Source organism: Bacillus songklensis (assembly GCF_042649685.1).
GTDB lineage: Bacteria > Bacillota > Bacilli > Bacillales > Bacillaceae_H > Bacillus_BA > Bacillus_BA songklensis.
This window is the reverse complement of record NZ_JBHRZT010000068.1, coordinates 24,007-46,967: the sequence shown is the minus strand read 5'-3', so window position 1 is coordinate 46,967 and position 22,961 is coordinate 24,007. Positions and strand designations below refer to the sequence as shown.

Annotated in this window: 19 protein-coding genes and 4 pseudogenes; 15 read left to right on the top strand and 8 right to left on the bottom strand. The window is 38.8% G+C overall.

All coding sequences use genetic code 11. The features are described 5' to 3' along the window. Positions 1–166 precede the first annotated feature (166 nt). The 8 genes and pseudogenes from ACFOU2_RS16735 to ACFOU2_RS16700 all read left to right on the top strand — a co-directional run bounded on the left by ACFOU2_RS16735 (position 167) and on the right by ACFOU2_RS16700 (position 8,843). Positions 167–757, top strand: a complete 591-nt coding sequence (locus ACFOU2_RS16735; RefSeq protein WP_377917094.1) for a hypothetical protein — start codon at positions 167–169, stop codon at positions 755–757. Between the two features lie 382 nt (positions 758–1,139). Then, positions 1,140–1,757 (top strand): annotated as a pseudogene (locus ACFOU2_RS16730) (EAL and HDOD domain-containing protein); the annotation flags it as partial. Positions 1,758–1,814: 57 nt separating this feature from the next. Beyond that, positions 1,815–2,426 (top strand): EAL and HDOD domain-containing protein, encoded by a 612-nt coding sequence (locus tag ACFOU2_RS16725; protein ID WP_377917483.1) that lies wholly within the window; start codon positions 1,815–1,817, stop codon positions 2,424–2,426. 16 nt (positions 2,427–2,442) lie between these two features. Further along, complete coding sequence (locus ACFOU2_RS16720) at positions 2,443–2,808, top strand: PilZ domain-containing protein (RefSeq protein WP_377917092.1); 366 nt, start codon at positions 2,443–2,445, stop codon at positions 2,806–2,808. A 711-nt stretch (positions 2,809–3,519) separates the two neighbouring features. After that, positions 3,520–5,124 (top strand): bifunctional metallophosphatase/5'-nucleotidase, encoded by a 1,605-nt coding sequence (locus ACFOU2_RS16715; RefSeq protein WP_377917481.1) that lies wholly within the window; start codon positions 3,520–3,522, stop codon positions 5,122–5,124. A gap of 355 nt (positions 5,125–5,479) precedes the next feature. Beyond that, positions 5,480–5,908 (top strand): MarR family winged helix-turn-helix transcriptional regulator, encoded by a 429-nt coding sequence (locus ACFOU2_RS16710; protein WP_377917090.1) that lies wholly within the window; start codon positions 5,480–5,482, stop codon positions 5,906–5,908. 570 nt (positions 5,909–6,478) lie between these two features. Further along, positions 6,479–8,113, top strand: a complete 1,635-nt coding sequence (locus ACFOU2_RS16705; protein WP_377917088.1) for an MFS transporter — start codon at positions 6,479–6,481, stop codon at positions 8,111–8,113. A gap of 94 nt (positions 8,114–8,207) precedes the next feature. Beyond that, positions 8,208–8,843, top strand: coding sequence for an HlyD family secretion protein (locus tag ACFOU2_RS16700; protein WP_377917086.1), 636 nt, complete (start codon positions 8,208–8,210; stop codon positions 8,841–8,843). A 441-nt stretch (positions 8,844–9,284) separates the two neighbouring features. Here the strand turns inward: ACFOU2_RS16700 and ACFOU2_RS16695 are convergent, their stop codons facing one another. Further along, positions 9,285–9,953: a response regulator gene (locus ACFOU2_RS16695; protein WP_377917084.1), complete on the bottom strand. Its 669-nt coding sequence runs from the start codon at positions 9,951–9,953 to the stop codon at positions 9,285–9,287. Positions 9,954–9,957: 4 nt separating this feature from the next. Beyond that, on the bottom strand, positions 9,958–11,118 hold the full coding sequence (locus tag ACFOU2_RS16690) for a sensor histidine kinase (protein ID WP_377917082.1): 1,161 nt from the start codon (positions 11,116–11,118) through the stop codon (positions 9,958–9,960). 370 nt (positions 11,119–11,488) lie between these two features. Here ACFOU2_RS16690 and ACFOU2_RS16685 point away from each other — a divergent pair, with 370 nt between their 5' ends. Further along, positions 11,489–12,307, top strand: coding sequence for a CPBP family intramembrane glutamic endopeptidase (locus ACFOU2_RS16685; protein WP_377917080.1), 819 nt, complete (start codon positions 11,489–11,491; stop codon positions 12,305–12,307). 184 nt (positions 12,308–12,491) lie between these two features. Here the strand turns inward: ACFOU2_RS16685 and ACFOU2_RS16680 are convergent. Beyond that, a pseudogene (locus ACFOU2_RS16680) lies at positions 12,492–12,918 on the bottom strand (alpha-amylase family glycosyl hydrolase); the annotation flags it as partial. A 577-nt stretch (positions 12,919–13,495) separates the two neighbouring features. On the opposite strand from ACFOU2_RS16680, the gene ACFOU2_RS16675 reads away from it, so the two are divergent. From ACFOU2_RS16675 to ACFOU2_RS16655, 5 genes and pseudogenes are all read left to right on the top strand, one after another. Then, the gene (locus ACFOU2_RS16675; protein ID WP_377917078.1) at positions 13,496–14,146 is read left to right on the top strand and encodes a DUF975 family protein; all 651 of its coding nucleotides are present in this window, start codon (positions 13,496–13,498) and stop codon (positions 14,144–14,146) included. Between the two features lie 850 nt (positions 14,147–14,996). Beyond that, positions 14,997–15,221, top strand: a complete 225-nt coding sequence (locus tag ACFOU2_RS16670; RefSeq protein WP_377917076.1) for a small, acid-soluble spore protein, alpha/beta type — start codon at positions 14,997–14,999, stop codon at positions 15,219–15,221. A gap of 502 nt (positions 15,222–15,723) precedes the next feature. Next, on the top strand, positions 15,724–16,011 hold the full coding sequence (locus tag ACFOU2_RS16665; RefSeq protein WP_377917074.1) for a response regulator transcription factor: 288 nt from the start codon (positions 15,724–15,726) through the stop codon (positions 16,009–16,011). Further along, positions 15,977–16,334: pseudogene (locus ACFOU2_RS16660) on the top strand (GIY-YIG nuclease family protein). Before ACFOU2_RS16665 ends, ACFOU2_RS16660 begins: the two are co-directional and overlap by 35 nt. 120 nt (positions 16,335–16,454) lie before the next feature. Continuing rightward, a pseudogene (locus tag ACFOU2_RS16655) lies at positions 16,455–17,049 on the top strand (MATE family efflux transporter); the annotation flags it as partial. A 47-nt stretch (positions 17,050–17,096) separates the two neighbouring features. Here the strand turns inward: ACFOU2_RS16655 and ACFOU2_RS16650 are convergent. The 5 genes from ACFOU2_RS16650 to ACFOU2_RS16630 all read right to left on the bottom strand — a co-directional run bounded on the left by ACFOU2_RS16650 (position 17,097) and on the right by ACFOU2_RS16630 (position 20,993). Continuing rightward, positions 17,097–17,285 (bottom strand): hypothetical protein, encoded by a 189-nt coding sequence (locus ACFOU2_RS16650; RefSeq protein ID WP_377917072.1) that lies wholly within the window; start codon positions 17,283–17,285, stop codon positions 17,097–17,099. A 39-nt stretch (positions 17,286–17,324) separates the two neighbouring features. Continuing rightward, positions 17,325–18,680 carry an arsenic transporter gene (locus tag ACFOU2_RS16645; RefSeq protein ID WP_377917070.1) on the bottom strand — a complete coding sequence of 452 codons (1,356 nt, stop codon included), beginning with the start codon at positions 18,678–18,680 and terminating at the stop codon, positions 17,325–17,327. Between the two features lie 246 nt (positions 18,681–18,926). Next, complete coding sequence (locus ACFOU2_RS16640; protein ID WP_377917068.1) at positions 18,927–19,928, bottom strand: NAD(P)H-dependent flavin oxidoreductase; 1,002 nt, start codon at positions 19,926–19,928, stop codon at positions 18,927–18,929. Positions 19,929–20,051: 123 nt separating this feature from the next. Continuing rightward, a complete protein-coding gene (locus tag ACFOU2_RS16635; protein ID WP_377917066.1) occupies positions 20,052–20,480 on the bottom strand; it encodes a MarR family winged helix-turn-helix transcriptional regulator in 429 nt (142 codons plus the stop codon). Between the two features lie 12 nt (positions 20,481–20,492). Next, positions 20,493–20,993, bottom strand: a complete 501-nt coding sequence (locus ACFOU2_RS16630; RefSeq protein WP_377917479.1) for a metallophosphoesterase — start codon at positions 20,991–20,993, stop codon at positions 20,493–20,495. Positions 20,994–21,192: 199 nt separating this feature from the next. Between ACFOU2_RS16630 and ACFOU2_RS16625 the strand changes: the two genes are divergently transcribed. Continuing rightward, the gene (locus ACFOU2_RS16625; protein WP_377917064.1) at positions 21,193–22,956 is read left to right on the top strand and encodes an ABC transporter ATP-binding protein; all 1,764 of its coding nucleotides are present in this window, start codon (positions 21,193–21,195) and stop codon (positions 22,954–22,956) included. Positions 22,957–22,961: the final 5 nt, after the last annotated feature.

Genomic DNA, 22,961 nt, shown 5'->3' with positions numbered 1-22,961 from the left:
CAGAAGTATAAATTATTTTTAAGGGGTGTCCCAAAACGAGATGTGGGACACCCCTATTATGAATCTTCGTAAGGTATAATAAAAATAAAAGCGAGAAACATTAGTAAGCAATGAATCAAAACACCATTTGTTTTCATAACGAAGAGAAAGGAATTTTGAATCTATAATGAATATTTCCAAAGAAGAAATTCATAAAATCGCAGCTGTATTAATGCAGCAGTTAACACAAGGATGGAATCCAGTACAACTGCAAGGTGAAGTGAAAAACAAAATTTTGGATCAACGAAACCATGCCAAAACAGAAGAAGGGTACATGAATCTACTTGTGACAAATGTTGCCTATGCAACGGAGGAAAATAATAAGCTGCAGCAAATGTTTGAGAGGATTCTTGCGGACAAAGCCATTCCAACTTCGGTTTCTCTTGAATCATCGATATACGAAGCGAAGTTTCGAATTAAAGAAAATCTCAGCCAAATTGTCCCTTCCTATGTAAAGCATTTCTCATTGTTTCAAGATCCCGCTGAGCGCATACGCAGCCTTGAACTTACATATGGCCCCATGTTGATCAGCAATCGCATAAAAACACAATTTTTACTTGCTTTTGCCAATAAAGAAAACTACGAAACATCGAGCATATTTTTTACGGCAAATCCAGCCGATGCCGCTGAAGCGTTTCACCAAGTGAGCGGCGTATTTGCCAGTATGATACTAAACGGATTACATTTAGAGGAAGAAAAGGAAAAACGCGAGGAATGATCCGCGCGTTTTTTTACATGATTCTTCATCCGGCAGGTAATGCACACATTTAGCATGTAGCTTGTCTTCATTAAGGAATAAGCCAACTCGTTTTTGAATCGATTTTATCAATTTGTTCTTTGACGATGTCGATTGAATCAATTCCATCCCCAAAAATAGACGTTTAGGATGAAATGGTATGTACGAAAGGTCACATTCTGATTCAAAATGATTTTGAATCGGAATGTGACCTTTTTTGTCGAAAGCCTTTATTTTTTGGTTGAATGAAGTAAAATAGTCCTTATAATTGTGTGGGATAAATTTCATATAAAGTAAATAAACGGCACAACCCGGATTTTAAAAACCTGATTTCTGATTAGATAGAAGAGGCTTTAATCACAAACATAGACAATTTCAATTTCAACCAAGGCTCAAATTTTCTAAAGAGGTGGAAATAATGGAAGTATATGTAGCAAGGCAACCTATTTTAAATGCTAATCAAGAGGTTGATGCCTATGAATTATTGTATCGTAGCAATGAACAAAATAGGTTTTTAAATATAGACGGCGATCAGGCCACGTTAGATGTAATAAATAGTTTTTTACAAATTGGGATTGATGAATTATCAGAAGGAAGGCCTTGCTTTATAAATTTTACTGAAAAATTACTTGAAAATGCAATCCCAACATACTTCCAACCAGAAATGATCGTTGTTGAGATATTAGAGACAGTGACCCCTACTGATAAAGTTATAGACATTTGCAGAAAGTTGAAGGCACAGGGATATAAGATTGCATTAGATGATTTTGAAATGAAGGTTGGGAATTTAAATTTTTATAAACTTCTGGAATTGGCAGATATGATAAAAATAGATATTCAAAATACCCCTCGGGATGAGCAATTAAAAATTTTAAATGTACTTAAAAGGTATAATGTAGATTTTTTAGCTGAAAAAGTAGAAACTAGAGAAGAATATGAACAATGCTTAAAAGATGGATATAAATATTTTCAAGGTTATTTTTTTAGCAAACCTGTAGTTCTTTCAACAAGTGATGTACCAATTCAAAGTCGTAGTTTTTTGATTATCATGGAAGAATTATCTCAATTAGAGCCAAAAATTGATAGAGTTACGGAAATAATCGAGGCGAATCTATCACTCTCTTTTAAATTGCTTAAATTAATGAATTCACCAATTTTTGGCCGCGTTTATGAAATCAAATCAATAAAGCAAGCAATTGTTTTACTGGGGTTGAAAGAATTAAAAAAATGGATTTATGTTTTATCTCTTCGAGAAACGGTTAATAATGCAAGTCAGGTTCCAAATGAAGTGATTAAAATGTGTTTTACAAGGGCAAAAGTAAGTGAATTAATTGCGTTGAACATTGGAAAACGTTTGGAATGCCCAAGCTATTTTTTAACAGGAATGCTTTCATTAATTGATACTCTCTTGAAGCAGCCGCTTGAAAAATTAATGAAACAATTACCTTTGGATAAAGAAATAAAAGATGCATTACTGGGATCTCCATCACCATACAGGGATGTCCTCGATTTAGTAATTGTGGTAGAAAGGGCTGAATGGAGCGAAATCGGTAAGCTTGCCGATAGGGTTGGAATTGGGAAACAAAAGCTCTTTGATATATATAAGGAATCGATGAAATGGACAAAAGGAGTAATGGAAGGAACCCTTTAAGTAAGGAGGTGGACTAATGAGATATAGGAGAGAAGAGTCATTTAGGTATAAGTTTATAACACCTCTATATTGTTTTTATTCGATCGGGAATAAAGAAGAACAATTAAAAGATGGGAAAATTTTAGATTTAAGCCCGAATGGTTTAAGATTAGAGACTTCTATTGATCTTCCTCTTGCAACAACAAGTATACATCTAACATTTGGTTTAAATTCTAACTCTATAAGAGTAACAGGAGATATACAATGGAAGAAAACATATTCAAAAACATGTATAGCTGGATTGCAGTTACAAAATGATGAAGCATTAAAACAAAAAATAATCAATGAATTGAAGGAATATGTAAAACGGGAGAGGAAAAGCGGTTTACTAAATAAGCATTAAAGTAAGGGATTGCCATTTTAATAGAGATTTGAACTACCTACCACTTAATTTTCTAACGAAAATTTGAAGTGGGAGTCTTCTCGCCTAAAATGATAAAATTAATGACATTCCTAAGTCAAGAAAGGGCTGGTGCAATGAAGCATCAGCCCTTTCGGTTAAAGAACAACATGCCTCTCTTTTGAATTATATAAATCCACATAAATAATTGGACATAAATAAAAAGCATTTATGTCCAATTATTTACGCGTAAGCGGCTGCCAATCTCCCTCACGGGTTCTTGTCAGCCGCTGATACGAAGACCTTTTTAAGCTCGTGCAAGATGAAAAAAACAGAAAAGCGCAAATAGAAGAAGGCTCGATGAAAAAGGTTAAATTAATTTTTTAACATCACATCTATCGCTTGTTATTCTGTTTATGTTCCTTTGTTTGAGCATCTTGAATAGACTCAAAAGGTACTCCGGCAAGGGCCCGTAAGGGAAATTGGCGAAGCCTTATGCGTAAAGAATTTGGCATGGGCGTTTTGTGCTCATGTTACATTCTTTATGTGGATTCATATAGTTTTTGAGTATTTTTACATAAACTTTACAGTAGTTTAGCAGAAGGTAAAGATTTTCTCCGTATAATGTTCATTGATTCCATCAACTTACACTGACTTTTAGAGAAAATATACATATTGAGAGGAGCAATGAACGTGAAAATCCCATCTAAATGGATGAAAATGACAATACCGGCTCTTGCATTGTCTGTTACTTTTTCTGCAGGAAGCGCGTTTGCCTCTGGACAGCCCCAGTCACCGGGAATTCCTGCGTCTACTGATTCGTACCAACACCGTTATATCGATGTACAGCTTCTAGGAATCAACGATCTTCATGGACAATTGGATGTAACGCGTAAAGTGGGGGGCAAAGAGGTCGGCCGAGCGGATTATCTGGCAGCTTATTTAAAGCAGCGTGAATCGGAAAATATGAATACGTTACTTGTCCATGCAGGGGATGCGGTAGGGGCCAGCTCTCCTGTATCTGCGCTGCTGCAGGACGAGCCAACGATTGAGTTTTTGAATAAAATGGGATTTGATGTTGGAACGGTAGGGAATCACGAGTTCGACGAAGGTGTCCATGAAATGATGAGGCTTATCTATGGCGGTACACATCCGAAGACTGGCGACTTTGCCGGAGCGGATTTCCCATATGTGGCCGCTAATGTGATCGACAAGGAAACAGGAAAACCGATCCTGCCGCCTTACGTGATCAAAAAAGTAAACGGTATGCCGATTGGTTTCATCGGTGTTGCTCTGTCTGATACACCAAGTATTGTTATTCCAAGCGGGGTAGCGGGTGTTGAATTCACAGATGAAACAGAAGCCATTAATAAAGCCGCTGCAGAGCTGAAACAACAGGGAGTCGAAGCAATTGTCGTGCTGGCCCATAACCCGGGAAATTCCAAACCGGATGGGTCCAATGCGAACGGGGAAATTGTGGAGATCGCTAAAAACGTCGATGATGAAGTAGATGTGATGTTCGGCGGTCATAATCATGCTTATTTAAATACGGAAGTGGATGGAAAGTTGCTTGTTCAATCTTACTCCTATGGAACAGCTTTTTCTGATGTGGATTTACAAATAGATCCACACACAAAGGACATTGTTTCCAAGAAAGCAGAAATTGTGACAACATTCCATGATGGAATTGAACCTGATGCTGAAATCAAAGAGATGGTTGAAAAATATGAGGCAAAAGTAGCTCCAATTGTCAACCAAGTTCTCGGCACAGCTGAAACAACTCTTACAGCCGGCCAAAATGCCGCCGGCGAATCAGCATTAGGCAATCTGATTGCAGACGCCCAGCGCAAGGCGATGAACACAGATTTCGCGTTTATGAACCCGGGCGGTATTCGGGCTGATATCGAGCAGGGAGAAGTAACATGGGGAGACCTCTATACTGTACAGCCGTTCAACAATGATTTAGTGAAAATGACGTTAACAGGACAGCAAGTGCGTGACTTGTTGAATCAACAATGGCAGCCTGCTCAAACGCGTATGCTTCAAATTTCAGGACTTAAATATACTTGGGATCCTGCGAAGGCAATCGGGGAGAAGGTGGGCGATATTACCCTTCCGAATGGAACACCAATTGACCCGGAAGCAGAATATACGGTTACTGCTAACAGCTTCCTTGCAGGTGGAGGCGATGGCTTTAGCGTATTCAATAAAGGGGAAAATCGGGAAGTCGGCCCTGTAGACCTTGATGCACTTGTCGATTATGTGAAGCAGTTACCTCAGCCGTTTACTGCTCAGATCGAGGGACGTATTATTCAATAATACCCTAATTAAACTGTCGTATTTTAAAGGAGCTGGCTTTTTGGCCAGCTTTTTTATGTAAAGCACAAATAGGATCCTGACATTTGCTGATGTGGAATGGACAATATCGATTATCCAAACAGATGTTGAATAGTAACATAAAAGTAAGGAAGGGAATCAAACTTGTGGAGGAGGTTCCCATTTTAAAAGCAATCTCTGTTTATATACAATTATAAGCAATTCCATTTATTATTTAATGGACTTTTATTATACTTATATAAAAATGATTCATGAGATGGGAACAAAAAGTTTGTTCTCGTAAAAAGAAGCATGGCCATCCGGACATTTAAATTGCTTAAAAGGAGGGGGAATAAAAATGGATCACGACTCACTGCGGTTGATTGAGCACGAAATCGCGTTGCTGGTACGCCTTACAACCGCCCATAGTCCTCGGCTTGGAAGCTTGGATCGTTCCGAGTATCTGTTGCTAAGTGAACTGGATAAGCATAGTCCTTTAGCGATCAACGAGCTGGCCGAAAAACTAAAGTTGAACCTTTCTACTGCAAGCAGGCAAGTCACGACTTTGGAAACGAAGAAATTTATTCAACGCTTTCCGGATCCTCAAAATGGACGGATTAGTCTTGTTCAGATAACCTTAGAAGGGCAAGATATACTTCATAAAGTTCAAAAAGCACGCTATGCTGTATATGCCGAAATACTCCATGACTGGTCAAATGAAGAACTGAAAATATTGGAGGCCAATTTAACTCGACTGAATCAAGATTTCAAAAGGTGGAGGAAATAATAATCAAGTGTATGGAGCAGCAATGCAGAATCAGCAGAAGAATAGTTAATTCTAATACCCCATTTTAAATTGATAAAGTTCGAAATGGAGTTTGTTCATATTCGTACTTTCTTAGATTGGATATGGACTCAGGCTGTTGACAAAGGTCAATAGTCTTTTTTCATTTCTAATGTTGCAAATTGCCTGCTTACGGTGAAAACATTCAATTTCACCTCTTCTATAAATACATTATTCAAATAAATTTTATATTGATTTATTTATGGAAGACTGTATAATATAACTTGCATCATACAACTTGCATAATACAACTTGTGTTACACAACTTTATTTTTGCAAGGTTTTGTTTAACTGGGCCATTATATACATGATTGAATTTCACAAAGGAGTTGGAGCTTATATTATCAGTGTGTTCTTAAAGGGCTGGTATTGTATTTTTAATCACAAACAAACAAGATCGATTTTTGATGGATGAGGGAGTGAAGGTAATATTCTTATATTTCCACACATTAGTTCATTATTTTCAGGTATTAATAAACTAAGACTCGATTCAAAAAGAAAGGAGGAATCTAGATGAGTCAACCTAATTATGCAACAACATCCGATTCGAAAAGTATCATGATTCCTAAATATTTAGTCATTTCGCTTTTAACCTTATTTTCGTTTGGGCCGCAATATTTTCTTAATCTTTCATATATTCTGAATCAAACTGTCATTCAGAACGGGCTTAATCTTAGTGCACACGACATGCTGCTGCCTTCCGTTATGTCAAATTTAGCTTTTGCACTTGGTGTACCGCTGGGGCGCGTTCTTTCCATGAAATATGGCATTAGAAGAAACTATCTTACTTTCATTTTCATCTTTTTTTGCGGATCCATTATCAATAGCTTTTCTTCGGAATTAATTTCGCTCATTATAGGGAGAACGATTCAAGGCTTTAGTGCAGGAGTATTGTTTTTGACCATTCTGCCCGTCAGTTTGAAGTCCTACCCTAACAAAGTGCGAAATCTGTTTTTGTTTTTTGCGATTGGCGGCCTATTTGGTTCAAGTGCGGTTGGAGCATTTTTTGGTTCCTTGTCCTTAAGCACAAATACATGGCGCTGGTTATTTATATTCAATCTTTTTTCTTCACTCCTTTGTTTGCTTATCGGGTATGCAGTTCTGCCCAAACATCAACCGAAACAGCATGACAATCATCCCGTTGATAGAAGAGGAGTGTTTTTGCTATGTCTCATTGTAATGGTTCTGGCGTTCCCGCTGAGCAATTTACAAGAAAAGGGTTTTGGATCCGTTTATGTTTGGCCACTCCTGCTGATTGCAATGATTCTGTCGGCAATGTTTATAAATGTCGATTTGCATGCAGAGAATCCTTTGGTGCCGCTCCGTTCATTATGGGCAGCTAAACCCGTTTCCGGCACGATTATGGCTATATCGTCCCATGTTGCCCTTGTTGTGGCCATTGCGGGGATTAACGGATTTTTGCGAAACATTATAAACCCTCCATTTATGTACCTCTCCTACTTTTATATTTGGTTCTTCGCAGGAATTATGGCAGCCGCCATTCTCAGCACCTTGCTGTATGATAGATTGGGCGCAGGCATACTGGGGGTCATAGGATCTCTTGCGGTTATTGTTGTCGGTATTCAATGGAAAAACATTGGAGCAGAAGCTTCTTTAAACGCATTATATGTGCAAATCGCTTGTCTCGGCGGGGGAGTAAGTATGGTACTGATATCAGGAGCCCTAGGCACGGCACTGGCTGGTGACATTCATAAAGCAACGATGCGTTCCGCTTCTCTTCATTCTATGCGTAACTTTATCGGCGCAGTTTCTGCACCGTTGCTTGGCTGGTTTGTATATAGAGCAAATGCCGTTCATTACGAAAACATAAGAGGGCAAGTAAGCTTAATCAATCCAGAGATTAACAGGGAATTGGCTGAATTGACCCATCGTTTTATGGATAGCGGACTTACTGCTGCGGATGCGAAAAATATGGCTATTTATTCAGTCGTAGTGAATGCCCGAAAAGCATCTATTCTTGGCGCTTATCATGACTTGTTTACGATTTTGCTTGTGTTAGGCGTAATCATGATGGTGGCTTCGATTGGGAAGGCCGTAACCGGAAAAGGAAGGTCTCTTGTACAAAAAGAGGCGCGCGTTCTCCTGCCTGCACCATCGGAGAAACCCAAAATGGACACCACTGCTTAAATCCGAGACTATCTTCATTCGAATGGATAAATGAAGATGTCAAACATGAAATATTCCTTTAACAGATCCAAGATACGAAGGGAGAAAAAGACGAATGAGTAAAGGACGTTTAATTATTGCAAATATGATAGGTATGGTTGTAGTGCTTGCTTTAATAGCAGGAGGTGCATACTATTACTACGAAAGTAAGAACTATGTGAAAACAGATGAAGCGAAAGTGTCCGCGAATATCATGCAGGTCGTCGCTCCGGCTGCCGGAACATTAACGGATTGGAATGGACATGAAGGTAATAAGGTTTCCCAAGACGCTGTAGTAGGAAAAATATCAGATGGCGGACATACTGTTTCTGTTACCTCCATGATGAGTGGAACCATTATTAAAAATGCAGCAAATAACAATCAAATGGTTCAAGCAGGTCAAGTATTAGCTCAGACTGCGGACCTGGACCATTTATATATCACGGCAAATATTAAAGAAACAGAATTAAAAGATATCGAAGAAGGAGCTAGTGTGGATATTATGGTTGATGGAGATTCCGACACAACATTTAAAGGAACGGTCGAGGAAATTGGCTATGCAACAAATTCGGTATTCTCTATGCTGCCACAACAAAATACAAGTGACAACTATACAAAAGTAACGCAGAAAGTGCCGGTGAAAATTTCAATTGAAAATCCGTCAGACAAAGTGTTGCCTGGTATGAATGCCGAAATCAAAATTTCTCTCTAAAACCTTTCAGATTATCATACTATATAGAGATGGTAACGGTACGCTGGGAGGGTGTCCCAAGTACGTTTTTGTACTTGGGGCACCCTTTTTTTTTGCCTGTTGCCTGAATAGGTGTTGAAATGTTGAAGGGGGAAGATGGCGGCTAATTTTTCAAAAAGCGGGCATGAACCATACGTTTGTGGTGGATGAAGAAAACAACGGTAAAGTTGATGTGAGATGACGACTTAACCATCATCATTTTTAGTAATATGGGAGAAGCATGGAATTACAGCCAACTTGGTAATGAATTAGCTTCGATTATTTTAGATAAAAGATTTTGGTTCTATCATAAACTGCAATAGATGATGATGAATGAGCTTATCTTAGGAGGGGGGAGAACATGAAAGCAAGCGAAGAGATGCCGATTCAGAACGAAGGCTTTATCAGAAGTCATATGTGGATTCATATAAGCCCTTCATCCTTTGCCTTTTTTGTCGCTTCCAATCGTCCCTTTACTTCAAGCTTTGAATAGATAGTTGAAATGTAGTTTTTGACGGTTCCTTCACTTAAATACAACCGCTCCGAAATTTGAGTATTCTTTAATCCCTTGGCAAGCAATTGTAAAATCTCTATTTCCCGTCTGCCTAATCCATATTGCTGTTGGATCGATGAGGGCTGCTGCGTACTTGTTTCTTGAAATCCGGCTTTTCGGGCCATGTTGCCAATCAGACTTGCTGCCATTTCTTTTGTCACAAAAGTTCCTCCTGAATGTACTAAACGAATACTATTTGCCAAACTATGAGGATGTATAGCTTTTAATAAATACCCTTCAGCTCCATTTGCTAGCGCACTAACAACGTAGTCAACCTCTTGATAAGAAGTCAAAACAATTACTTTAATAGAGGCCCAGCGCTTTTTAATGAGTTCAGTCGCACTAACGCCATCCATTTCAGGCATATTAATATCCATTAATACCACATCAGGTGACAGACTCTCGCATAACTCCAAGGCATGTTTTCCATCTTTTGCAAGCCCGATAACCTTTATACCTTCTTCCATATTTAACACGATTTGCAGACTTTCTCGAATCAATTCCTGATCGTCTGCAATGATTACTTTAATCTTTTCCATCATTTTACCCCCTATATGGAATGCAGCATTGTATAGTTGTCCCTTTACCGACCGTAGAGGAAAAAAGAAATGTTCCATTCAATGATTCGATACGTTCCTTCATTGTCTTTAATCCAAAGCCGTATTGGATATTTTCAGTACCGATGCCGCCATCTTGAATTTTCAATTGTACCTCACCCTCTAAAAATACGAGACAGACCAACACTTCTGCTGCGTTTCCATGTCTCTTTGCATTTGTGAGGGATTCCTGTAAACAGCGAAGTAATGTGATCCTCACTTGATGGGTTAAAAAATATTCTTCTCCGCTAATGTTGAACGTCACCTTTGTGTTCGTATGATGCCCAAATTCATGGATGATGGCTGCAAAACTGTCGGCTAATTGAATGTCTGTTTGATCTCCTATTTCGTGAATGGTGCTGCGGATTTCCTCCAGGTTTTTTGTAGTTAACATACGAAGTTCTTCAAGCTTTTTCTTCGCTAACTCCGGATTTGAATCAACCAAATACATAACGGCATCCAAACCGATGATATAAGAAATGAAAGAATGGCCAAGAGTATCATGCAATTCTCTAGACATCCGATTTCTTTCTTCAACTAGGGTAAGTTTTTCAATTTGTTTGGCATGTTGAACTAATGTATGGTTTTGTTCTTCAATCACTTTATTTAATTCCTGTGTTTTTTTATAAGCTTTCGTTAATATGTTAAATCCAAATCCGATACATGGGAAAAATAAAGAGTCGAACAGTGATCCTAACACAGTTTCCATGTTCATTCCTTTTGTGACGGATCCGGCAAATGGAAACAAAACGAGAAAGATAATCATCCAATAAAAACGCCTCTCTACTAAAGAAGAGATGATTAACGCTGGAAGCGCGAAAAGATATGATTCACTGTTGATGGTCTGTAGGTAAATGGCCAATGATCCGCTTAAAAGAAGCTCGGCAAAACAGAAATGCATTCTTTTATTCACTCGCCCAGGCAGCCAAAAGAAATGTGGAACGATTAGAGCTGCCATAATCCAAATGAAATGGAGATAAAAATGAGGAACCGTGCCTTTTTCACTCCATAAATCTACTATTATATAAATAAATAACAAGGTACGAAAACAACAAACCGTTATTTCAAAATAAAGAGAAGTCTTTTCAATAGATTTGAGTTTATCCATATCATCCATTTCCCATCATATTGTTAAATTTCCAAAATAAGTCCAACCCCGGATTGGTTGTATGCCAGAGATGTAAAATTTCCCATTATTAATTTAATAGTAACATAACAAGGTTACTTAGTTATCAAGTAAAAATATTTATAAGTTGCTGTCCCATTCAGAAGGTATGTCTTAAAGATGAAAAACACGTTTTTAGGGTGTTGGACGATATAAGGAAAAGAATAAAATGTTGAAAAAAGATTTATGACTTTTATATGTTCAAAATGACCTGTGGTAACTACTCAGTATGACTTTTTCTTCCTATAGTTAAAGGAGATGAAAAAGCAAACGGCAATCGGACTCACATTTCAAAAGAAAGAAGGAAATAAAATTGAAAAATCCTTACGTACGTGTTATTACCATTAATATTATTCAAATATTCATTCTCGGTCTTATGTTTGTATTAGGATTCGATCAATATATTCAGTCAACCAATCTTTATATCTTTGGAATTGCAGGGATTGGCGGGAGCGTAATATGTTTAAGCAGTACGCTTCTATTTTATAAATTTGTAGATAAACAGCCATTATATACATTGGGATTTGGATTTAAACGCAAACATGTTCTATTTTCATTATCATCCATCCTATCAACTGTAGGAATGTATTTACTTTATTATATGGCGCTTTCAAAAAATGGTATTGTTACGGCACAATTTTCCGGCGATTATTTCTCTAATGCACATGTAATTCCAATGTTCATCATTACAGCCCTTGCTTGGTTTTTGGTTGGATTGAATGAAGAAGTAGCATATAGGGGATATTTTGTAGCCAACTTTAAACATTTGAGTACAGGAAAATTATTTTTTATTTCAAGTGTCTTGTTTACGGCCTCTCATGTTTATAAAGGTTTCAGCATTCCTTTTATCTTTGTTTTGGTAAGCTCGGGAATGACAATGTTGTATATTTATTTAAAGAGCGGTTCTCTACTAGCCGCTTCCTTTCCGCATTTTATTTATGATTTTTTAGATAACCAATTACTGGGGAATAGTGATATTAGTATTTTACAAATAGATGGAAGACCAAGTGATATACATTTTTTCATTTTGCATCTCTTATTTATTGTCATCCATATCATTCTTGTCCGGGTCTTCTTTAGGCAAAGAATAAACGTAAGGTTAGAGAAATTAAATGAACCCATTCAGTCTTAATGTTAACTATTTATAAAAAGCAGGAGATGGGGGAGTAAAGGCAGACTCCCTCCTTCCAGGTGCTGTTTTCCGTTCATCTTCTCTATTCCTATTCAGGAAGTGCCCATACAGATACGCTTCCTCCGTTTACCGGGAACGTGGCAAATCCATCGGCTTCGATGCAGATATGATCATCTCTTGTTTGAGTTAAATCAACCCATACCTCTATGGTAACGGGCGTATGAGATTTCTTCTTCCCGATTATGCGGATTCACTTCAACCACTTGAAACACTTCCGTTTCGTCAGCTCCGGCTTTATGATTCATGACTAAATCCACATAAACGTTGATGCCATGTTCATGACAGGCAGCAATAGCATCCAGTAATTCTTGTTTCGTTCCATATTTTGTACGAACTAATCCTTTTTGATCAAATTCCCCAAGATCATATAGATCATAAACACCGTATCCTGCATCTTCCGGTGATAGGGCTTTTGTTACCGGCGGAATCCATACCGAATCAATCCCTTTATTTTTTAGTTCTGGTGCTAACTCTTTTAGCCGATTCCAATGGGTTCCATCTGCTTCTATATGCCACTCGAAAAATTGCATCATTGTATGATTTCTCTTCATTTTGTTTCACTCCTTATAATATGGAACGATTTGTCATTATAATGAATCGTGCCCCCATTATCTCTGAAAACCTACCCATTTACCTTATCTTACCAAACCTATCTATATAGATCGATTTAGAAAATTCGACCTGACCAAAGAACGGCCATGCCAAATTTTCTAGACCTAAGCGGCTGGCCCCCCCCTTGCGGGGTTGGCGCCAACCGCATAGGTGAACCCTTGAGGGCGAATTCAAGTTGTCTGGATCACCGATTGTGATGCCTCTTGATTGAATGAAGATGTGTCGAGTTATTAAGTGGAATATATATATTATTGAAGATGGGCAAAGAGTTGGGAGATTCCCTAATTTTTTATGCATTTTGTCTTAATGAACGTTATATTGATTTCGCTAGCGTAAATCAAATCAAGCCTTTTTATGAACAAAATCTAATTTTTTTACAATAGTCATGATGCCGGTTGAATTTGTATATGATGTACAACAAGGCAAAAAAAATCAAAAGCAATCCTGCATTTTAGTGAGATTTCTTGCACAATTGATGGTTGTTTAATTTTTTCATCTAGAGGGGGATTTAACCATATGAAAATCAGAGAAGTAAAGAGGTATGCCAGGCAATCGCTAAAAAATCGATGGGGATTTGCATTATTGCTGACGATTGTTACGTTTGGAATTTATGGCGGGATCCAAGTTTTAGTTGAGATGTTGATAAGCGGTGGATTCGAGGCATGGGTAGATGATGAAAGTACTTCTGCAACAATGGTTGGTTATATCCTTTCAGTGATTCTTGCGCCAATTATCATGAGCAATTACTGGGTGTTCCTTGGTATCGTGAGGAAAGAGCCTGTGAAAATAGGGGACTTATTTGATCCTTTTTTAAACTTTGGGTTATATGTAAAAGCTATTGGTCTCTATATTTTAGTAGCGATTTATACATTGCTGTGGACTTTGTTACTTATCATTCCTGGAATTATTAAAGGAATGGCCTATTCACAAGCCTACTTTGTCTTGAAGGATCATCCGGACTATTCCATAAATCGTGCGATCACTGAAAGCAGAAAGCTGATGGACGGGTACAAATGGTCATACTTCCTTCTAATGTTAAGCTTTATTGGCTGGGGAATCTTGAGTATTTTAACCCTTGGAATCGGATTCTTATGGCTGATTCCATATGTAACAGCTTCATTGGCGAGCTTCTATGAGCAACTCTCGAATCATCCTAAGGAAGCTTGATGATATGGGAAATAATAATTCGTGTATGTAAATAACAAAGCCATCTGGAAGCCGCCTTTGTTTTAGGATATTTATGGTTGGGGGGACCACTTTTGTGGAAGGATTTCTGTTTAAAAATAAAAGGGCCAACCGCTTATAGTTCGGTCCCGCGGAAAGATCCCATTTTGCGAACAAATGTGAGCATGAATGGGATCTTTTCTATCGTTTATGGTAACCTCTTCTATATAAATCCACATAAATAAATGGACATGGATAAAGAGCGGATTTATATAAGAATCATGATGTCATCTAGACTTGTATATGATATGCAAAAGATTGTATTCAATTTTAAGGTTATTCATATTTTTGATTGGGAGTGAAATGATAACATTGATTACCTTGACTACCTTGACTACCTTTCGACTTTAGTAAAGAGGGTGTTTCAATGGAAGATAAAACAAAGATTCATCATGATTAAACATGGATGGAAGAGCCGCCACAAACAAATGATCGAAATCGATTAGCAAAAGGGTGAATGGTGTCCGACGGTTCATTGCAGGAGGGTGTCCCAAGTACGTTTTTTATACTTGGGACACCCTCTACTTATACAGAGAAAGGACTGCTGTTTTTGAATGAAAAAAGGGATTTGACCAGATTGTCAAAACCCCTTTTTCATTCAAAAACACATGGCAAACTTAAATTTAAAAATACAAGGAGATGAAGGGAAAGAGTCCCACAATTGCTTGTTCACTCTGTTCCTTTCAACGGTCTTATTATGAAGGGTTTCCACTTTACTATTCAGCCAAAATTTTCAAGGTATCGGCCTTTTAGATGAAAGGAATCTTAAGGATGTACAAGGAGGTGAAGACAGATGTCAAACCGCAGTGGCGGCCGTAACCGCTTATTAGTACAAGGTGCAGAACTAGCAATTGACCAATTAAAATATGAAATCGCGACTGAATTTGGTGTACAGCTTGGAGCAGACCAAACAGCTCGTGCAAACGGTTCAGTAGGTGGCGAGATCACAAAACGTCTTGTTGCGACAGCTCAATCCCAATTATCGGGACAAGTTGGTGCAGCTGGTACATCTCGCTAACGAATGTTTAAACATAACAAGTAAAATAAAATATTCCAATATGGCTTAGGCTACCTGCTAATGCAGGTAGCCTTTAAGTTGTCGGAAGACCCTTTGAGTTTTTCGCTGATCTGATCACCTAATAATAGGTGGTTCCCTTTTGTTCTTGTTTTCCTGACGGATGACGTTACCACAATAACTGGTCATTACCAGGCGTCTTGGTCGATATCCATTTTTGGGAACTGAAGGTGTATGTGCGATTATTTAAAGGCAGTGTCAAATTGATACTGAATTTAGGTTCTATGTTTTATGGGAATAAAATATTTCAATACAAATCGAGTTCATATAGGGTTTTGTACAATCGTAATATATATCAATCCACATAAAGAAGACCTTTTTCGCTGATTCGAGATGAGAAACAAGAAGAAACATAACAGGTCCAAGGAAGCTCAATCGAATTTCAGTTATGATGCTTGCGAGTGTGCTGTTTTCTTCGACCATGAATAGAAAGGAGCGTATTGGGTTGCCGACGATATTAGTTGTGGATGATGAAGCTCACATCCGTGAGTGGGTTCGTTTGTACTTGGAAGACGAAGGTTTTGATATCGTGGAGAAATCGAACGGAGCGGATGCGTTGGATTATGCAGAGAATCATAGATTTGATCTGGACATTTTGGACATTATGATGCCGCAATTGGATGGCTGGGCTTTATGCACGAAGCTCCGCGAACTCGGAGATATGCCAATTTTGATGATAGAGAAAGGGGAAACGAACGATGAATCGAAAAAAAGAATTGAAGCGGCTATATAAGGAAACAAAAAGTAAAGCCGGTATTTATCAGATTAAAAACACCCAAAACGAAAAGATTTTTATAGGAAGCACGATGAACCTGAAGACTTTGAATGGGAAACGATTCGAATTGGAAGCGGGGACAAATACAAACAAAATGCTTCAAGACGAGTGGAAGAAATTTGGAAAAGAAGCCTTTATTTTTGAAGTATTAGAGATTCTAAAAGAGAAAGAGGGTGGATATTTTGAAACGAAAAATGCGTTGAAAAAAATTGAGGAAAAATGGTTGGATAAACTTCAGCCATATGGAGAACAACGGATACAATCGGGAAAAGTCCCGATGAAAAGGGGAAATGAAATTTGAAAGCAACACAGGATATAAATAAAGAAAATACGAATTCGCAAGGTAAGGGAATGGGCAGCCAGCCGATATGGCGTTCTATGATTATGTTTCTGATCCCTCTATTCTCGGATTGGTGCTGGCAGTGATGGGCAATCTATTCACCTGGGATATACTGCGCCTAATGGGTACACCTGAAAATATCATTGCCGTTAGTGTTCACTATGCTTGAATCCTATTTTGGGCTATGCCGATTATGTTTTTATATATTGCCTACACCACTATTATTCGCGGTATAGGTGATTCCAAGACACCGTATTAACATTTGTCATCATGCTCATCTACCTCCGCCAAATAAAGCACCCATTGCAATTCGATCCATCCGTTCGCCAGCACCTTCGGATGGATTGGGAATTGTTAAAATTACACTTAGTTTATTAAAAATCACACTGTGGAGTTATTTGATTTTTGGTCATGCGATGATCATTACCGCTGCAATGCGTGCGAGTGGAACGGTATTGTGGCCAACGGTGTTCAGCATTATATCAATCTGGTGTGTTGAAGTTCCTGCAGCTTACTAACTTCCAAATTTTAGCAGTTTTGGCATAAAAGGGATATGGGTCGGGTATCCGGCCGCTTTCATCGTCAGCCTTGCTTTACAATATTCGTACTATCGATGGTCATGGAAGAAGAAGCGTATCGCGCGTCTCGTCCATTAAGAAGGCAGGTTATTAAAGATTGGCTTTTCAAAGGATCTTCTCCGCCATCAAACTACTAGCTCTTCCTCTAACTTTTTTAATTCTCCTTCCAAGGAACGGAGTAAAGGAACGTTAGAAGGATTAACAGGCAGGTTCTCGTTACTAAGACCTAGATTGGTCATTACTCCTTTAAAGGGGTTTCTTTTTAATAATTTTACATCAACTTGTTTCCCAGGTAATGTCGTTATATCAGTCAAAAAAATCTCCTCCTAAGGATGGATACAGAATGGGGTTTTTTAGGTGAAAACCATTTGTATCCAATAGAATAATAAAAGCAATGTTACAATCGTTGTGAATGGTATGACAAGCAACGACACGCTTAAATAATCTTTCCATTTTATTTTAATCTTGTTTTGTTTTAGGATATGCATCCAAATAAGGGAGGCAAGTGTTCCAATAGGCAATAACAATGATCCCATATCACTGCCGATAATATTCGCGAGATAGATGGTTTTTAGTGTGATGGGGTCAAGTCCCATTTCTGTTAAGGTAATGGTTCCAATCATTAAAGCAGGATGATTATTAAAGAAGTTAGATAGAATAGAAACTAATCCGCCCATGATAAAGCTCGCCTGAAACAATCCTTGGTTTACAATGGGTTCACATATTTCTACAAGTATCGCTGTTAGTCCGGCATTGTGCAGTCCGTAAATAATGACATACATAGAGAAGGCGAAAACAAGAATATGCCAAGGAGTCTTTTTCAAGATATCCATGGGATTTGTGCGCAAATGATACCATCTCCATAAAAGTAAGACGAGTGACCCGAGTACCGCAACGATTTCAATTGGAATAGAAAGATAAGATGCAACAAAGAGTAGACAACGCATCACAAAGACAAACAGTAAGACCTTTAGCATAAATTGAGTACGTTTACGTTTTGTTTCAACAGAAATGGTTTCCTTTAATGGATGGAAATGTTTAGTGAAAAAAATTTCCTCTATATCATATGAGGAATTTGGCAATGTTTTTGGTAATTTATTTTTTACCACTACGTACATCAACCATGACATAAACAACAAGCCTAACGTAGCTGGTACAAACATCATGGCTGTATGCATATAAAGCGTCATGTGAACAATATTCAATGCAATTAAATTAACAATATTACTTACCCCAATGGGTGCGCTGGAAGCTGTTGCAGTAAGTGCGCCAGTTAAAAGATAGGGAATTTGTTGATGCGGTTTTAGCTGAAGATTTTTTAAGAGTAAAATTAAAATCGGAGTCGTAATTAAGATGCTGCCATCGTTATTAAATAAAAGGGTCATCAAAAAACATAACAACTGAATGTACCAATATAGTAGATAGCCTGAACCCTTTGCTAAACTTACCAGCCGGGTAGCTGCCCAGTGGAAAAAGCCAAAACTTTCCAATATGACAGCCATGACAATCGTTGCCATAATGGTAATAGATGCGCCGCCGATTTTATGGATAATATCCAAAATATCTCCACGTGATACAATGCCTGTTAGTAAAATAATCCCTGCACCAATCGACGCCGGCCATGCTTCATTTATGCCTCTTGGTCTCCAAAATATGACTAACATTGTCATGATGAATACCAAAATAGTCATTTCAATTTCGAAATTCATTTTCATACTCCCTTCTTTTAAGGGCCTTAAGCCATTTGTCCCTACATGTCCCATTCCTTATATTTGTATTCATCCTTATCAAAAAGGAACTGGATAAAAAACCAAATACTTCCAATATGTACGCTTGTCTCTATAGTAAAAATGTACAATAGAGAGATTATCCGCATAAAAAATAACCCCTGCTATCAAGCGGGGGTTATTCATCGTTATTTCTCCTTCCAGTGTTCAACCAGAGGCTCTTTATTTCTATCGCACAGCTTTTTTATTTGTTTTTGAATGCTTTGCGCATAAAGAAGTTAATGCATGATCATATTCCTGCAAAAGCTCTTCGACCAATTCAGAGACGGGAAGGACATGTTCAATTGTACCGACAGCTTGTCCTGCAGACCAGATGTCTTTCCATGCCTTGGCATCCGATCGATCGAGTTGGGCGAAAGAGAAATCCATGCTTTCTTTTTTCGCGAGCTGATCCGGATCCAGACCGGCTTTCCGGATGCTCGGGACCAGGTAATTAGCATTCACGCCGCTAAATGCATCTGTATAGATCAGGTCGTCAAGAGTCGATTCAATCAGCATATTTTGATATTCTTCTTTTGCGAAACTCTCACAAGTTGCAATAAATCGGGTGCCCATATAAGCGAGGTCCGCCCCAAGAATTTCAGCGGCAAGAATATCTTGCCCGTGGGAGATGCAGCCGGCCAGAATCGTTGTTCCGTTCCAGAATTTTTTTACCTCTCCCATGAAGGCAAACGGATTAATCGTTCCAGCATGTCCGCCCGCCCCGTTGCAAACAAGGATTAACCCGTCTACTCCTTTTTGAGCGGCTTTTCTGGCATGAACAAGGTTGCTGACATCTGAAAAAACAAGTCCGCCATAGTTATGCACGATACTAATAACCGGTGATGGATCACCAAGAGATGTAATGACAATGGGCGGCTGGTATTTCTTGATAAGCTCCAAATCTGCTTCATACCGCTCGTTTGTCCGGTGGACGATAAGATTAACCGCCCAGGGAGCAATACGTCGCTCAGGTTCTTTTGCGCTGATCTCTTCTAGTTCTTCCGTAATTTGTTTCATCCATTCCTCTAAAATATCGACTGTACGTGCATTCAAAAGAGGAAATGAGCCGATAATGCCTGCTTTACAACTTTCGATAACTAATTCTGGACCAGAAATAAGAAACATCGGGGCAACAATAGCAGGCAATACGATATGGTTTTCAATTTGTGGAGGTAAATTTCCTTGCATTTTCTCCCATCCTTTCGAAAAATATATAAATTCGCATTACTCGTTTGGCATAAGCAAAAACCGTTCATGGTGGTTAGATTCGATGGAGTTATTTGGGGTACAAGATTCCGTTATTACAAGCGGTCATATTTTTGCTTTTTCAAGACCTATTCGAGCCAGCATACTCTTTAAAAGCACGGTCTCTTCCTCAGTAAAACCTTTCAATGCTTCCGAATGGGCCTCTTGCATCTTTTCATATAGAATACCCTGTAGTTCGATACTGCGATTTGTTAGGTAAATGCGGTTGACCCGGCGATCTTTTGGGTTGGAATGCCGCTCAATAAATCCATTTTGTACAAGACGGTCCAGCAATCCTGTCATTGTCGCTGAATCCAGGCGCAATCGGTCTCCAAGTTCTGAACTTTGCTGTCCATCTTTTTCAAAAAGGAGGTGTAAAAGGGCATATTGTACAGGTGTGACTCCATATGGCTGCAACCGCGCTTTAGCGATTTGCTGAGCATGCTGTTGGGCTTTTCCAAGCAAAAACGTCAGGCATTCTTCAATAGTCTTCAACATATCACCACCTTATATTGATAAATTTTCTTTATATTCAGAATATAACACATAGCATTTATCTTGTATACAAGTAAATTGTATATAAGGATTTATAAGGAGCTGCCATATAAAATTAAAAGGATCCGGCACGGAATCCGCTGATTTTGAATTCTTAATGAGCAGGTTCATGTTACCAGTTCCGGTAATGCCTTTCACTCCCGATTTGTTCATAGTATATTTGTAAGACCTATAAATCCCAAGCATGTCTTCTTCATCAAGGCCGCTCTTTGGAGTAGAATCTTCATCGTGGTTTCCGAAGGTGATGGCCCACTTGATGCCCCTTTGCTCCATTGGCTGAGCGACATTATTTATGGCTTGCTTCATCTCGGTAGGCGTATCGTACCCGCCGGTAATATTATCTCCATTAAGCACAACAAAGTCCGGCTTCTCTTCATCAAGCACTCTTTCCATAAGCTGTACGGTCCGGCGATCAATATGCTCATCATCCTGTGTATCGTTAAATTGTACGATAATGAGGTTTAGCCCTTGTTTTAAGTAATAGATTGTGAGGATAACAGGCGTTTAGTGCAAAAACATTCACTGGAAATTTCGAGAAGCGAACAAAACGAGTGATTTTTACAGGGGTTAGGAGTATGTTTTATATAGAATATTAGTGTTTCTATATTTTTTACTTTATTTAAAATGGGATGTTCAAGGGTGGAATAAAACCATGAAATTTTTGAAGAAATATATAAGGAAATATGGGAAGCTTTTTAGTGCTGCCGTGATTTTTTTAACGTTTGAAGCCCTTTGTGATCTTTTACAGCCGACGATTATGTCAAAAATCATAGATGTCGGTGTTGCTCAGAGGGACATGGAGTATGTTTTAAAGATGGGGGGACTCATGCTGCTTATTACGGCACTGGGAGCGATTTCGGCTTCTGCGCGCAATGTCGTGTCCAGTATTGTCTCGCAGAACTTTGGAGCTGAGCTGAGATCGGATTTGTTCAGAAAAATTCAAACGCTTTCCTTTAAAAATATTGATAAGTTTGATAGGGCTTCACTAGTGACCAGACTGACAAATGATGTGAACCAAGTTCAGGTGTTTGTGAACGGGCTGATGAGGATTTTTGTAAAGGCACCTCTTTTGTGTGTAGGAGGCCTGATTATGGCTACACGGTTGAATCCTCATTTGGCGGTGGTCCTGGCTGTAGTCGTCCCCATTGTTGGAGTGCTGATCGTCCTTAACATGAGAATCGGGTTTCCGTTTTTTACGAGAGTTCAGAAGGCGCTTGACCGGGTAAACGGCGTAATGCGGGAGTATTTATCCGGGGTTAGGGTTGTTAAGGCGTTTAACCGGTTTGATTATGAAGTGGAAAAGTTCAATAAAGCGAATGAAGAGTTCCAATCAACATCCATTCGGGCCACCCGGGTAATGGCTGTGTTTAGTCCGGTTATCATGCTGACGATGAACTTCGGGATTGTGGCAGTACTTTGGCTGGGCGGATTAGGGGTGAGTCATGGACAAATGCAAGTAGGACATATTATTGCTTTTACCAATTATATGACTCAAATTCTTTTTTCGCTGATGATGATTTCCATGGTTTTCAATATGTTTGTGAGGGCAAAAGCTTCAGCGGAGCGTATAGATGAAGTGTTTTCTCAGGAAAACGATATAACATGGAAAGATTCTTCTGAAGAGGTTTCAAATAGGAAAGGGAGAATCGATTTTGAACATGTATTTTTCTCTTATGAGGGAACATCCGGCCAATCCGTACTCAAGAATATTTCATTTACCTGTTTGCCCGGAGAAATGGTTGGGATTATAGGCTCCACAGGATCAGGAAAAAGCAGTCTTGTAGAATTAATACCGCGTTTCTACGATGTTAGCTCCGGTTTGATAAAGGTAGACGGCGAAGATATCAGGAATATCGAGCCTAAAAGATTAAGAGAGAAAATAGCCATCGTTCCGCAAAAAACGATACTATTTAGCGGTACTGTCATGGATAACATAAAGTGGGGAAAAGAAGCTGCCGCAATGGAAGAGATTGAGAGAGCTGCAATCATGGCTGAGGCTCACGATTTTATTTCAAAATCCCCTGAAGGTTATCACACAAGATTAGGACAGGGCGGCGTCAATTTTTCCGGAGGGCAAAAACAGCGCGTATCCATTGCAAGAGCACTGGTAAGGAAACCTGAAATTCTAATTTTGGATGATAGTACAAGTGCAGTGGACGCGGCTACAGAAGCGAAGATAAAGGAATCCCTTAAAAAGTATGCAAATGGTCTCACATGCCTTCTCATTGCCCAGCGGATTACCTCTGTCATCGATGCTGATAAAATCATTGTATTGGATGATGGTGAAATCGCTGGTGTGGGGAAACATGAAGAATTAATGAAAAATTGTAAGGTTTATCAAGAGATATTCCAGTCACAAGTGGGCAAGGAGGTGCACGAGAATGTCACGGCAAAAGCAACTAACGGAACAGAATAGAGGTC